Origin of the sequence: Aureimonas ureilytica DSM 18598 = NBRC 106430, from assembly GCF_000382705.1 — a bacterium.
GTDB lineage: Bacteria > Pseudomonadota > Alphaproteobacteria > Rhizobiales > Rhizobiaceae > Aureimonas > Aureimonas ureilytica.
In genome coordinates, this window is the sequence record NZ_ARQE01000001.1 from 125,427 (window position 1) to 137,370 (window position 11,944).

Annotated in this window: 11 protein-coding genes and 1 pseudogene; 7 read left to right on the forward strand and 5 right to left on the reverse strand. The window is 67.4% G+C overall.

All coding sequences use genetic code 11. The features are described from left to right. Positions 1–292: 292 nt before the first annotated feature. Positions 293–3,454 (forward strand): sensor domain-containing protein, encoded by a 3,162-nt coding sequence (locus tag B146_RS27465; RefSeq protein ID WP_162141918.1) that lies wholly within the window; start codon positions 293–295, stop codon positions 3,452–3,454. A gap of 15 nt (positions 3,455–3,469) precedes the next feature. Beyond that, complete coding sequence (locus B146_RS24580) at positions 3,470–4,489, forward strand: HD-GYP domain-containing protein (protein WP_060577651.1); 1,020 nt, start codon at positions 3,470–3,472, stop codon at positions 4,487–4,489. 371 nt (positions 4,490–4,860) lie between these two features. Here B146_RS24580 and B146_RS24585 read toward each other — a convergent pair whose 3' ends face one another. Beyond that, the gene (locus B146_RS24585) at positions 4,861–5,178 is read right to left on the reverse strand and encodes a nuclear transport factor 2 family protein (RefSeq protein WP_155897289.1); all 318 of its coding nucleotides are present in this window, start codon (positions 5,176–5,178) and stop codon (positions 4,861–4,863) included. A gap of 38 nt (positions 5,179–5,216) precedes the next feature. On the opposite strand from B146_RS24585, the pseudogene B146_RS28160 reads away from it, so the two are divergent. Beyond that, positions 5,217–5,725, forward strand: a pseudogene (locus B146_RS28160) (IS5 family transposase); the annotation flags it as partial. Between the two features lie 79 nt (positions 5,726–5,804). Here B146_RS28160 and B146_RS0100640 read toward each other — a convergent pair. The 4 genes from B146_RS0100640 to B146_RS0100655 are packed head-to-tail and all read right to left on the reverse strand — an operon-like array spanning position 5,805 to position 9,227. Then, positions 5,805–6,779 carry a branched-chain amino acid ABC transporter permease gene (locus tag B146_RS0100640; RefSeq protein WP_019994469.1) on the reverse strand — a complete coding sequence of 325 codons (975 nt, stop codon included), beginning with the start codon at positions 6,777–6,779 and terminating at the stop codon, positions 5,805–5,807. Continuing rightward, entirely contained in the window at positions 6,776–7,684 is a 909-nt protein-coding gene (locus B146_RS0100645) for a branched-chain amino acid ABC transporter permease (protein ID WP_019994470.1), read from the reverse strand. Before B146_RS0100645 ends, B146_RS0100640 begins: the two co-directional genes overlap by 4 nt. Beyond that, complete coding sequence (locus tag B146_RS0100650) at positions 7,681–8,421, reverse strand: ABC transporter ATP-binding protein (protein ID WP_019994471.1); 741 nt, start codon at positions 8,419–8,421, stop codon at positions 7,681–7,683. Before B146_RS0100650 ends, B146_RS0100645 begins: the two co-directional genes overlap by 4 nt. Further along, positions 8,418–9,227, reverse strand: coding sequence for an ABC transporter ATP-binding protein (locus B146_RS0100655; protein ID WP_019994472.1), 810 nt, complete (start codon positions 9,225–9,227; stop codon positions 8,418–8,420). Before B146_RS0100655 ends, B146_RS0100650 begins: the two co-directional genes overlap by 4 nt. A gap of 97 nt (positions 9,228–9,324) precedes the next feature. Here B146_RS0100655 and B146_RS0100660 point away from each other — a divergent pair, with 97 nt between their 5' ends. The 4 genes from B146_RS0100660 to B146_RS24590 are packed head-to-tail and all read left to right on the forward strand — an operon-like array spanning position 9,325 to position 11,943. Next, positions 9,325–10,089 carry a GntR family transcriptional regulator gene (locus tag B146_RS0100660; protein WP_019994473.1) on the forward strand — a complete coding sequence of 255 codons (765 nt, stop codon included), beginning with the start codon at positions 9,325–9,327 and terminating at the stop codon, positions 10,087–10,089. After that, positions 10,086–10,457, forward strand: a complete 372-nt coding sequence (locus B146_RS0100665) for a TIGR04076 family protein (RefSeq protein ID WP_019994474.1) — start codon at positions 10,086–10,088, stop codon at positions 10,455–10,457. Before B146_RS0100660 ends, B146_RS0100665 begins: the two co-directional genes overlap by 4 nt. Before the next feature lie 5 nt (positions 10,458–10,462). Then, entirely contained in the window at positions 10,463–11,512 is a 1,050-nt protein-coding gene (locus B146_RS0100670; protein WP_019994475.1) for an aldo/keto reductase, read from the forward strand. A 5-nt stretch (positions 11,513–11,517) separates the two neighbouring features. Beyond that, positions 11,518–11,943 carry a hypothetical protein gene (locus B146_RS24590; protein WP_019994476.1) on the forward strand — a complete coding sequence of 142 codons (426 nt, stop codon included), beginning with the start codon at positions 11,518–11,520 and terminating at the stop codon, positions 11,941–11,943. Position 11,944 lies beyond the last annotated feature (1 nt).

Consider the following 11,944-nt stretch of genomic DNA (forward strand, 5'->3'; position numbering starts at 1 on the left):
CACCTTTCCACCTTCAAAGGCGATCGGCGTTGCGGAAACGGGGATGCTAAGGCGGTCCATCCTCCATCGTCCCATTCGAGACGACGGAGTCTCGTCGTGCGTCCTCCGAGGCTGCAATTCTCAAGCAGCGGTATACGCTCTGATCGCATAGACCAAAAGTCTGACAAGGCTTATTTGCCGTTCCTTTACCAGCAGTCGGAATCATTGGAACGCGATCTACCGATCGTTATGAACCCCTATGCCAAAGATCGGCTCACGCGACTCACGCTTGTATGAGACCGAGGATACGACCGTGCTGCAAGAGATCACCGAGACGCGCCTGATGCCCGCCGACATGAAGGCGCTCGATAAGCTTGTCGCACGCGTGGCAATCGCGCCAGACGGGACGATCCTGCGCACCAATGCCCTGTTTCTGGAACTCTTCGATTATCGCGCCTGGGACCTGGCGGGACGCAGCCGCACCATTCTCCTGCCTGAAGCGACAACGGATGGGGCCGTGGACGGCTGTGGAGGCGAGGACGCCGTGACGCGTGCGATCGAGCGTGGCGAGCCCTACACGGGCGAGGTGCGCCGCGTGCGCCGCGACGGCACGCCCTTCTGGGCCGAAGCCAGCTTCGTGCCCATCCACGATGGGAATGGCGCACTCCAGGAGATCGTCGTGTTCCTGCGCGACATCACCGCCAAGCGGCAGCGCTCGGCCGACGAAGGCGGCCAGATCGCTGCCATCAACACCTCACAGGCCGTCATCCACTTCGCCATGGACGGCACGATCTTGGATGCCAACGCGCTGTTTCTCCAAGCCACCGGCTACGATCTCACGGAAATCCAAGGCCGCCATCACCGCCTATTTGTGGACCCCGCCGAGGCCGCGAGCGAGGAATACGCCGCGTTCTGGAAGCGGCTGGCCGCCGGTCACCACGGCGAGGGCGAGTATCGTCGCCTTGCCAAGGACGGACGTCCGGTTTGGCTGCGCGCCACGTACAACCCGATCCTCGACGTCAACGGGCGCCCCTTCAAGGTGGTGAAGTACGCGACCGACGTCACGGCTGAGAAGCTGCGCCAGGCCGATCACGAAGGGCAGATCGCCGCGATCCACAAGTCGCAATGCGTGGTCAGCTTCGCTATGGACGGCACGATCACGGACGCCAATGACCACTTCCTTCGCGCAACCGGCTACCGGATGGAGGAGATCGAGGGGCGCCATCACCGCATGTTCGTCGATCCCTCCTACGCCCATTCGCTCGACTACGAGGTCTTCTGGAGCGACCTGTGCGAGGGGCACCATCGCGGCGGCGAGTTCAAGCGTCGCGCCAAGGACGGTTCGGAACTCTGGCTGCAAGCGACCTACAACCCGGTGTTCGACCAGGACGGGGTGCCGTTCAAGGTGGTGAAATATGCCACCGCCATCACCCGCGAAAAGCTGCGCCAGGCCGACCACCAGGGTCAGATCGCGGCGATCCATAAGTCGCAGGCCGTTGTGTCCTTCGCCCTCGACGGCACGATCCTCGACGCCAACGACAACTTCCTCCAGCTCACCGGCTACCGTCTGTCGGAAGTGCGCGGCCGGCATCACCGCATGTTCGTCTCAGCCGCCGAGCGTGAGAGTGCGGACTACGCCGCTTTCTGGACGGACTTGGCCGCCGGCAACCACAGAAGCGGCGAGTTCAAGCGTCTTTGCCGCGACGGGCGCGAGGTGTGGCTCCAGGCGAGCTACAACCCGATCTTCGACATGAACGGGCGCGTCTTCAAGATCGTCAAGACCGCGAGCGACGTGACGGCCGAGAAGTTGCGCCAGTCGGACCACGAGGGTCAGATCGCAGCGATCGCCAAGTCGCAATGCGTCGTATCGTTCACGATGGACGGCACGATCACGGACGCCAATGCAAACTTCCTCGAGGCCATGGGCTACACGCATAACGAGGTCGTGGGTCGTCACCACCGCATGTTCGTCGATCCCAGCATGGCCGAGAGCGACCAGTACCGTCAATTCTGGGAGGACCTTCGCCAGGGTCAGTTCTTGTCGTCGAAGTTCCGCCGCACCGCCAAGGACGGTCGCGAGGTCTGGATCCAGGCGAGCTACAACCCGATCCTCGACCTGAACGGTCAGCCCTTCAAGGTCGTGAAGATCGCGACCGACATCACCGCCGATGTGCAGCTCGCCGAAAACCTGACCCGGGCTCAGCGCGAGGTGGTGCAGGACCGCCTGACAGGGCTACCGAACCGCCTCGGCCTGTCGCGCTTCATGGACGAGGCTCTGGCCGAGCCGGACGGAACGCTCTCAGTCCTTTATCTCGATCTCGACCACTTCAAGCCGATCAACGACACTTTCGGACACCATGTCGGCGACCACGTGCTGCGCGAGATTGCGGCGCGTCTCAAGCTCACGTTGTCGGTCGATCAGATGGCAGCCCGGGTCGGAGGTGACGAGTTCGTCGTGGTGGCGCCGAACCTGTCGCGTGAGGCCGCAGCCGAGTTGGCTGGTCGGCTCATCGCGGCGGTCAGCGATCCGATCCGTCACGAGAAAACGAGCCTGACCGTTGGTCTGTCGATTGGCATCGCACAGGCGCCGGTGGACTCGGTGGACGCCGAGGAACTGCTGCGCCACGCCGACGTCGCGCTCTATCGTTCCAAGGGCAGCCATCGCGGCACCCACACGTTCTTCTCGGACGCCGTCTCGTCTGAGGAAACGGTGGCAAGCCGCCACCTAGCCCATGAGATGCAGTTCGGCATCAAGGCTGAGCAGTTCGAGCTCTTCTTCCGTCCCCGCTTCACCGCCGAGGACCGTGTGCTGGAAGCGGTCGAGGCTCAGATCGAGTGGAACCATCCCGAGCGCGGACGCATGACGGCGCCCGCCTTCATGCTGCTGGCGGAGTCGAGCGGTCTCGTGGTGCCGCTCGGCGACTGGGCGTTGCGCGCGGCCACCAAGGCAGCCGCCTCCTGGCCGCTCGTCACCGTATCGGTTCCCGTCTCCTCGGTGCAGATGCTGAGCGGCGACCTTCCGGGCTCCGTCGCTCTGGCCCTACGTGAGACGGGCCTTCCGGCCTCACGGCTCGAGCTACAGATCGCCAAGGGCTTCGGGCGCCTCGACCTAGACCGCATCCGCGCGGACCTCGCCACTTTGCGCGAGATGGGGGTGCGCGTCGTTGTCGAGGGCCAGGTCGTCGGCGAGGACCTGACAAGCGGGCGCGATGGCTGGCCTGTCGATCATGTCCTGATTGACGCCAAGACGCGCAGTGACTTGGAACGCATCGGGCACGCGAGCGTCGCGGAAATTGCGCGCCTGGAACGCACGCTGGGTCTTGGCCGAAACGGCGACAGCCAAGCGGACGATGACGATGCGATCCGCGACATCCTCACGCTTCGTCTTGATCGCAACGCCAAACTCGTGGCCTTCCTGTCAGCCGAGCCGCGTCCTGCGGACGCCATGCGCCGACTCCTCGCGAAGTCCCTTTGAGGCGCAGCCGGACCCATGCTGCTGCGGATTACGATACAACAGGCTCGGGTGGGCATGTTCGTCCACCGCGTCGACGGCAACTGGCTCGATAGTCCGTTCTGGACGCGCAGCTTCAAGCTGGCGCAGCCAAGGGACCTTGTTCGTCTGCGACAGAGTGCCATCACGAGCCTCGTGATCGATCTGTCGAAGGGGGTCGGTCCCTTGAAGGCCTCATCGGCGCTCGCACTTGGCGGGAGCCGGCGCGTCGCCGCACAGCGGGCCGCCCCCACATCCCGCCTCCCGACGTCGGAGGAGCGCGAGCTGCGCCGCGCGGCCGCCATGCTGCACCGGACCACGCGCAAACTGCGCACGCTGTTCGAGACGGTGGGGGCAGGCGACGGGCTCGACACAGCCGTTGTGCACGAGGTCGTCGCCGACATCGAGACGGCGGTGCGCGAGCGCCCGCGCGCGCTTCTGACCATGACGCGGCTGAAGTCGAAGGACGAGTATAGCTACCGCCACTCCGTCGCGGTCTGCGCGCTGGTCACGCACTTTGCTCGGTTCCTCAGCCTCGACGCACAGACCATCCAGAACCTCAGCATCGCGGCTCTTCTCCACGACATCGGCAAGATCACGATCCCGTCCGAGCTCCTGGGCAAGCCGGGTAAGCTGACGGGCGAAGAGATGGCGCTCATGCAAACCCATCCGCAGGCGAGCTACGACCTCCTCCAGGACGAGCGGGACCTGCCCGACTTAGTGCGCGATCTGTGCTTGCATCACCATGAGCGTATCGACGGTCGCGGCTATCCGTCCGGCCTAGCGGGCGCTGCCATCTCGCTGCCGCTGCGCATTCTATCGATCTGCGACGTCTACGACGCCGTGACTTCGATACGCCCTTACAAGGACCCTTGGTCGACCAAGACGGCGCTGGCCCGCATGTCGCGCTGGCACGGCCAGTTCGATCCGGTGCTGCTTCTGCGCTTCTTCCAAAGCATCGGCGTTGCCGAGCAGGACTTACGAAAAGCCGGCGCCGATCTCGGCCCCCGAGCTGCCTGACTAAAACGCGATCCCTCATTCAGTGGGTGCCATTCCACAACAACAACCGCGTCCTACGCGTCCGCTTTCTTTGCCAAGGTCACACGAAGCGGACCGTCGCCTTTCCACCCTGTCCGGTCTCAGGCGATGTAAAATGCGGACGCCCGGAAGCGGTCCATCGGCTTACGACCCTCATAGGACGTACACGTTGTTCCGTCAGGGAATCGGAAGCGGACATTCAAGGTCCGCGTACCTTGGGTTTCCTGGTAACGACGATCCGCTGTTTCCAGCTACCGAGCCCGTAAACGACAGCCTTTACAGGTAGTAGGCTGGAAATGAGGTAGGTGCCAATCACGACTCCGCCCCCGATCGGTTGGCATGGGTAGATTTTATTAGTCAGCGGCAGCAGTCAATTGCGCGACCCAGATCGACTTAATGTTGCGACAATGGAACGATACAATCTTGCCGCCCTCGAGGGGGAAGATGTCGCAGCACGGGACAACGAACGCCTTTCCGTTAGACGGGATGAAACCACCCGGTACTGGAAAGTCCGCCGCTTGGGTCCCCTGCAACCTCAGTTCGACGATCACGACGCCGTGGGCGGTCGAGTAGACCTTCACGAGTTCGCGATGCATGTCAGGGAAGATGGAGACGAGCCCTGCGATCGGCTGACGGACCTCTTCTCCCATCCATCTCTGATCGGATGCCATGTCGAGAAAGTAGCCGTCCCAGTAAAGAGTGAGACGAATTTGTCCGCATTCAAGGAACGGGCTTCGACAGCACGCATATCAAAGCACACCGCTCAGCGTCCGGCGGAAAAGGGGGAAATTCAGCCAAGCGGTCGGCATCTCGCACGACGGACGAACGACGAAAATACATTGTCTGGCCGATGCTGGTGGCCAGATCGTCACCCTTGCCCCAACGCCCGGCAACATCGCCGACATCTCCATGGCTCTTCCGCTCCTTCAGGCCATGAGGCCGACGAAGCGCCTGATCGCAGACAAAGCCTATGATGCCGACAAGTTGCGGACTCGGCTCATTCAACATGAGAATGAGCCGGTTATTCCGGGGGGGGGGGCCGACCGCGATATCGTCTATCCGCTAAACCGCAAGGCCTATCGCCTCCCCAACGTCATCGAGCGCATGTTCGGCAGGCTCAAGAACTGGAAGCGCATCGCAACCCGTTACGACCGCCTCGCCATCAACTATCTCGCCGCCATTGCCCTGATCGCAACGGTCACTCAATGGTTTGGGTGAGTCCCCTACCTTGGGCGATCCCGGCGCGGGCGGCAGGCCTCCCATGCGGCTCAAGCCTATTATGGACCCGGGAGAGACGCTAACGCGTCGCTGGCTGCGCGTCCTCGCCGTCCCGCTTGGCGCGGTGATGCGTCAGAACCTCGGCGAACAGGCCCTTCGGCCGGAGCACGAGGATGAGGCACAGGGCGACGCCGATGAGGACGATCTGGAGGGCGGCGGCGCGGGCCTGGTTTCCGGGATCGACGGCGGCGCCGATCAGGAAGGACGAGGCCGACCAGAGACCCCAGACCACGACCGAGCCGACGACCGCGCCGAGATTGTTGCCCGCGCCGCCGACGACCAGCATGGTCCAGACCTGGAAGGTCAGGGTCGGCAGGTAATTCTCCGGCGCGATGAAGCCGATGAAATGCGCCTGGAGCGCGCCGCCGAGGCCCATGATGCCGCCGCCGATGGCGAAGGCCTGGAGGCGGAAGCGCGTGACCGGCTTGCCGAGCGCGCGGGCCGCCTCCTCGTCCTCGCGCACGGCTTTCAGGACGCGCCCCCAGGGCGAGCGCACGAGCCGTTCCATGACAAACCAGACGAGGCCGAGGACGAGGGCGACGAGCGCGAGGTTGCAGAGGCCGAAGACGAGCGGATCGGCCGCGAAGCCCGCGAAGGGCCGGGGAATGAAGCCGAGGCCGAAGGGGCCGCCGGTCAGCGGCTCGAGGTTCAGCGCGGCGAGCTGCACGGTGACGGCGAAGCCGAAGGTCGCGATCGCGAGATAGTCGGCGCGCAGACGGATGGTCAGCCAGCCGAGCGCCAGCGAGGCGAGGGCCGCGGCCGCGAAGGCCGCAGCCCAACCGACCGGGATCGGCAGCGCGAAGCCACCGATGCGGTCCGCCGCGTCGGGCGCCGTGAGGATCGCCGAGGCATAGGCGCCGATGCCGACGAACCCGGCGATCCCGACGTTGAAGAGGCCGGTCTGCCCCCATTGCACGTTGAGCCCGAGCGCGATCACCGCGTAGCTGAGGGCGATCGTCAGGAAGAAGGCGGCGTAGCCGAGGATCTCGATCATGAGCGCGACCGCCCGAGAAGCCCCTGCGGGCGAAGAAGAAGGACAAGGGTGAGGATCAGGAAGGCGACCGCCGCGCGCCACTGGGCGCCGACCGTCTGCACCGCGAGCGCCTCGCAGAGCCCGACGACGAGCCCGCCCAGCACCGCCCCCGGCACCGAGCCGATGCCGCCCAGGATCGCGGCGGCGAAGAGCGGCAGGAGGAGGTCGAAGCCCATATAGGGGCGGATCTGGACGAGGAGCCCCGCCATGATGCCGGCCGCCGCCGCCAGCCCGCCGCCGAGGAACCAGGCCATGCGCACCACGGCGCGCACGTCGATGCCGGCAAGACGCGCCAGCGCCGGGTTCTCCGACACGGCGCGCATCCGCCGGCCGACCTGCGTGCGGGTCATCAGGAGGTGTACGGCGAGGATCAGGACCAGCGTCGCGCCGAGCATCAGGAGCTGGTCGGGCGTCGCGCGCAGGCCCCAGCCGAAGCGGACGGCGATCTGCAATTCGTTGGTGAAGTAGGCGGGCTGCGAGGTGAAGACGAATTCGAGAAGGCTTCTGAGCGCCATGGACGCGCCGAAGCTCGCGATGACGAGAATGATCACCGCCGACGCCTTGCGGCGCAGGACGCCGAAGAGGATCGCGTCGAGGAGGATCGCCAGGGCGCCGGTCACGAGGATCGCGAGCGGGACGGCGAAAAGGACGTTCCAGCCGAAGGAAAAGCTGCCGATCGGGGCGGAGCCGACGACGGCGCCGAGAAGCCCCGACAGGGCGAGCGCGGCATAGGCTCCGGCGGTTATGAACTCGCCATGCGCGAAGTTGGCAAAGCGCAGGATCGAGTAGGTCAGGGTCACCCCGATCGCGCCGAGTCCGATCATGGCCCCCGCGACGAGGCCGTCGACGACGAATTGCGGGTTCACGGGGCGGCCTCCGAATGGTCGTAGCTTCCGAGAAACAGGGCGCCGAGATGCGGGTCGACGCGCATCTCGGCGGCGGGCGCCACGTGGCGCAGCCGCCCTTCGGCCAGCACCACGCCGCGATCGGCGATCGAGAGCGCGGCCCGCACGTTCTGCTCGACGAGAAGGATCGCGACGCCGGTGCCCCGCACGCGCTCCAGCGTCTCGAAGACGTCGTGGACGAGCTTCGGCGAAAGCCCCGCCGAGGGTTCGTCGAGAATGAGGACGGCCGGCTCGACGATCAGCGCGCGGGCCGTCGCCAGCATCTGGCGCTGCCCGCCCGACAGGGCGCCGGCCAGGAGGCCGGGGCGGGCGCCGAGGTCGGGGAACATCGCGAAGGCGGCGTCGATGCGCGATTGTCGGAGGCCAGCCGGCAGGATGCCGGCGCACAGGCGCAGGTTCTCGAGAATGGTGAGCGAGGCGAAGATGTTCTCCGTCTGCGGCACGAAGGCGAGGCCGTCGGCGACGCGCAGGTGCGCCGGCCGCGCCGTCACGTCGCGCCCGCGCAGGGAGACCCGGCCGCCGAAGGTCGGCACGACGCCGGCGACGGCCTTCACGAAGGTCGACTTGCCCGCGCCGTTCGGGCCGAGCACGGCCACGATCTCGCCGGGGGCGACGTCGAGGTCGACGCCGCGCACGATCGGCAGGCTTTCCTCGTAGCCCGCGACGAGCCCGCGCACGTCCAGGATGGCGGCGCTCAATGGACGCTTCCGCCGAGATAGGCCTCGACGACGCGCGGGTCGGCCATCACCTCGTCCGGCCTGCCTGCGGCCAGCGGCCGGCCGGACGCCATCACGAGGACGCTCGGGCAGAGACGGCGGACCATGTCCATGTTGTGCTCGATCAGGAGGACCGCGATGCCCTGCGCGTTGATCTCGGCGATGCGCTCGATGATGAAGTCGAGAAGCGCCGGGTTCACGCCCGCCGCCGGCTCGTCGAGGAGGAGGACGCGCGGCTCCGTCATCAGCGCACGGGCGAGTTCCAGAAGCTTGCGCTGACCGCCCGAGAGGACGCGCGCCGGGCGGTCGGCGAGATGGTCGAGGGCGAGGAAGCGCAGGAGCGCGAAGGCCTTCTCGCGGGCTTGCGCCTCCTCGCGCCGGACGCGGCCGGGCGCGAGGAGGCTGGCCCAGACCCGCTCGCCGCTCTGCCCCGTCGCGGCGGTCACGACATTGTCGAGGACGCCCATTTCCATGAAGGGCCGCGGGATCTGGAAGGTGCGCGCAAGGCCCCGCCCGACGCGCCCGTGGGCCCCTTCCCCCTCGACGGCCACACCCTCGATGCGGATCGTGCCGCGATCGGGCTTCAGGCTGCCGGCGACGAGACCGAACAGGGTCGACTTGCCCGCCCCGTTCGGCCCGATGACGCCGAGGACCTCGCCCCGATGCACCGTGAAGCCGACGCCGTCCACGGCGACGATGCCGCCGAACGAACGGCTGAGGCTCTCGACCGCAAGGGCCGGCGCGGCCGAAGGATCCGGGGCGGGATGGGGAACCGTCGTAACGGACATGGAATTTTTGATGCTTTGATTTGTGATCAAACTTTACAGCGGCGAGGCTATGAGCCTAGTCTCACGATGACAAGCGAATATTTGAGCAGGTCCGAATTTGCCCAGCGCGTGTGCAGATGCGAAGACGAACAGCCTGCCGGCCGCGCCGCCGCTTGGCGAGCCCGCGGTCTCGCCGCTCGCCGTCCTGCCGCGTGTCGCCCGCGAGACGGTACTCGACCGCGTCTACCGGACGCTGCGCCGCTCGCTGATCGAGGGCGCGTTCGACCCCGGCGAGGTCCTGCGCATCCAAGAGGTCGCCGCCCGGCTGGCCGTCAGCACCATGCCGGTGCGCGACGCGCTCGGGCGGCTGGTTTCGGAGCGCGCGCTCGAAGCCCTGCCCAACCGCTCCATCCGTGTGCCGCTCCTCACCCGCCCGCGCCTCGACGAGGTCGCCCACGCCCGGACCCTTGTCGAGGGCGAGGCGGCGGCCCTGGCCAGCCGGCGCATCGGCGTGGGCGAACTGGGCGAGCTGAAGCGCGAGACGGACGCCTACGACCGGCTGATGACCAAGGGCGGCTCCTATTCGGCTCGCGCCGCCTACAATCACGCCTTCCACTTCACGATCTACCGGGCGGCCGGGTCCGCCGTGCTCCTGCCGATCATCGAGAGCCTGTGGCTCCAGTCCGGTCCGTTCATCCGGGCTGCCGCCGAGATCTACGACGGCGACGACGGCCTCAGTGCCACCCATCACCACCGGCAGATCATCGCAGCGCTGCAGGCCGGCGACCCGGAAGAGGCCCGTCGCGCGGTCGGCGCCGATGTCGGCCGGGCCTTCGACCTTCTGCGTCAGCGCCTGCCCCTGCACGAGGAGACCGGCCGATGAGCGCGCCGACGGACGACCGCTTCGAACTTTTCGACCTGCGGGTCGAGGTCGTCGTGCCGGAAGGCGGGCCCGTCTATTGCGGGGCGAAGCCCGGCGACCATTTCGAGCTGCGCGGCGAGATGCTGCACCTTCCGCCTGGCCAGGGATTCTCGATCTATTCGATCGCGGCGGTGCTGCCGCTGCTCGCCGCCAAGCAGCGCCCGACGCACCGCAACGACTGGATGACCTCCGACGCCGAGGTCGCCTGCCCCGACCCCAACTGCGCGACGCGCCTGCGCATCACGCGCCTGCGCCCCCGCGCCTTCAGCCATGCCGAGACGACGGCGGTGCCCCTGCCCGCCTGCGACTCGCCCGACGTTCGAGGATAAGCCCCATGCAGACCGCCGATCTCGCCGACGGCTACCGCATCTCGCGCGTGATCCGCGGCAACTGGCAACTCGCCGGCGGCCACGGCGCGGTGGACGCGCGAAGCGCCGTCGACGACCTCTTCGCCTTCGCCGACGCCGGCATCACCACGTTCGACTGCGCCGACATCTATACCGGCGTCGAGGACATCATCGGCGCGTTCCGCGCGCGCTACCGCGACGAGCGCGGCGAGGCGGCGGCGAAGGCCCTCCGCGTCCACACCAAGTTCGTGCCCGACCTCGACGCGCTCGCCACCATCGGCCGGGCCGATGTCGAGGCCGCCATCGACACGTCGCTGAAGCGCCTGCGGACCGAGCGGCTCGACCTCGTGCAGTTCCACTGGTGGGACTATGCCGTGCCGCGCCATGTGGAGGTCGCGGGCTGGCTCGACGCGCTGCGCCGGGCCGGCAAGATCGCGCATGTCGGGGGCACCAATTTCGACACGCCGCGCGCCGTGGAGTTCCGGCAGGCCGGCGTGCCGCTCTTCTCCATGCAGGTGCAATACTCGCTCCTCGACCGGCGACCGGAGGCGGGACTTCTGGCGGAGGCGGCGGCGAACGGCATGGCGATCCTGTGCTACGGCACCGTCGCGGGCGGCTTCCTGTCGGACAAGTGGCTGGGGGTGCCGGAGCCGGTGGGAGCCCTCGAGAACCGCTCGCTCGTCAAGTACAAGCTGATCATCGACGAGATCGGCGGCTGGGACCTCTTCCAGGCGCTGCTGGCGGCCCTGCGCGCGGTCGCCGACCGGCACGGGGTCGACATCGCGACGGTCGCGAGCCGCGCCGTCCTGGAGCGGCCAGGCGTCTCGGCCGTGATCGTCGGCGCGCGCAACCGTTCGCATCTGCCGGCCAATCTCGCCGTCTCCGACATGGCGTTCACCGAAGAGGACCGGGCAGCGATCGAAGCGGTGCTCGCACAGGCGAGCCCCGTCCCAGGCGATGTCTACGACCTCGAGCGCGACCGGACGGGGCGGCATGGGGCGATCATGAAATACGGCCTCAACAAGACGGCGGCCTGACGGCGATGCAAGGCGCGCTCGGTCCCCTCGTCGTCCGAGAGATCGTGGAGCGCCACGCTTTCTTCGAGCGCTGGTTCAACGGGCTCGGGGACGACGGGGCGCTGCCGGAGAGCCTCGCGCGCTTCGACTGCGCCTTCCGCCGCGTCGATCCGGCGGGCGGCACGGCGGATCTGGCAGCCCTCGCCGCCTCGCTCGCCGCCCGGCGTGGGGGCCGCGCGGGCGATCCCGTCTCGATCGCGGTCGAGGCCCCCGTCGTCCTCTGGGAAGCCGGCGGCGCGGTTCTCGCCACCTATGTCGAGGTCCAGGGTCCCGCCGCCTCGAAGGAGCGGCACCGCCGCCGCTCCACCGCCCTCTTTCTCGCGGGTCCGAGCGGGGGCCTGCCCCTCTGGCGCCATGTCCAGGAAACCCTTCTCACCCCCGGCGGCGCCTGAC